Source organism: Bartonella sp. AA2SXKL, from assembly GCF_042197205.1.
Taxonomy (GTDB): Bacteria; Pseudomonadota; Alphaproteobacteria; order Rhizobiales; family Rhizobiaceae; genus Bartonella.
On the sequence record NZ_JBHIRN010000085.1, the window covers coordinates 1 to 872 of the forward strand.

The window sequence follows — 872 nt, forward strand, 5'->3', positions numbered from 1 at the left end:
GATTTTATCCAGATCTTAGAAAACGAACAAATCGTTATGGATTTAGCAGAATTTATCATCGACAATGCCGTTATTGATCTTATAAATGTACAAGAAAAATTCTTCCAACAATCTTTCTTTATTTCAATCAATTTACCAAGCCCGGAAATGGTTCATCCTCGCTTCATAAGTCAATTACGCTCCACTCTGCTTCGCCACCCACTTAACAAAGGGGGATTGATGATAGAAATATCGGAATTTGTCTTGAGAAAAAACCCTGAACAATCAGCGCACTTTCTTGAACAAATTAAAGCACTGGGACTAAATCTCGCACTGGATAATTTTGGAACAGGTTATTCATCACTTGCGTATCTCGTTCGTTATCCATTCGACATGGTTAAATTAGATCGTTCACTGATCTCAATCGATTCGCCTAAGAAAAAACTTATTCTCAAATCTATTATCAATATGGCAATTGATCTTAATTTACAAATCATCGCAGAAGGCGTTGAAAATGAAAAAGAAGCGATTTTCCTACGTCAAGAAGGCTGTAAATATGTTCAAAGCACACTTGTTACTAAACCAATTGCCATCGAAGAGTTAATCACTCTCGTTCAAAATCATTTCCCTTATAAAAACAAGCCATAGGAGAAGAATATACTTTTAAATCAAAACTCGGAAAATAGTGAAACTCTTTACGCATGCCCCATTTCAGAAACAAGATAGGTTGGGTTGATCCCCATACGGATTAAACTTTCATCATATTTGCGATTCAAATCGCTTTCGAAAAGAAAACTAGGCGATGTGGAACTTATCAGCCAGCCGTTCGTAGAAATTTCTGCCTCAAGTTGCCCCGCTTTCCATCCAGCATAACCTAGTGCGATCAATGCATG

2 protein-coding genes are annotated in these 872 nt (G+C 37.0%); one reads left to right on the plus strand and one right to left on the minus strand.

What is annotated here, in order from left to right; all coding sequences use genetic code 11:
- A partial coding sequence (locus ACFINS_RS09900) for an EAL domain-containing protein (protein WP_375706165.1) occupies positions 1-627 on the plus strand: 627 nt, incomplete at its 5' end.
- 47 nt (positions 628-674) lie between these two features.
- Here ACFINS_RS09900 and ACFINS_RS09905 read toward each other — a convergent pair.
- The coding region (locus ACFINS_RS09905) for a YqgE/AlgH family protein (protein ID WP_375706166.1) at positions 675-872 on the minus strand (198 nt) is incomplete at its 5' end.